The sequence below is a fragment of the Paenibacillus forsythiae T98 genome (assembly GCF_000520735.1).
GTDB lineage: Bacteria > Bacillota > Bacilli > Paenibacillales > Paenibacillaceae > Paenibacillus_AQ > Paenibacillus_AQ forsythiae.
On record NZ_ASSC01000712.1, the window covers coordinates 1 to 340 of the forward strand.

Consider the following 340-nt stretch of genomic DNA (forward strand, 5'->3'; position numbering starts at 1 on the left):
CGGCGAAGGATGTCACGGTGCTCTTTGGATCGCAGACGGACAATGCCCGCGGCCTGGCGAAGAAATTTGCCAAGAAGCTGGAGGAATCGGGATATAAGGTAAGCCTGTCCGCAATGAGCGATTTCAAACCGAATACGCTGAAAAAGCTTGAGAATCTTCTTATTCTGGTCAGCACCCACGGCGAAGGGGAGCCGCCGGACAACGCCATTTCCTTCTATGAGTTCCTGCACAGCAAGCGAGCGCCGGAGCTATCCGGGCTGCGCTATTCCGTGCTGGCGCTGGGCGATATGTCCTATGAATTTTACTGCCAGACGGGCAAGGACTTCGACAAGCGTCTGGA

At 55.3% G+C, this 340-nt stretch carries 1 protein-coding gene; it reads left to right on the forward strand.

The genetic code is table 11. The annotated features are described in order from the left end of the window. A partial coding sequence (locus L692_RS29790; protein WP_036724946.1) for a flavodoxin domain-containing protein occupies nt 1-340 on the forward strand: 340 nt, incomplete at both ends.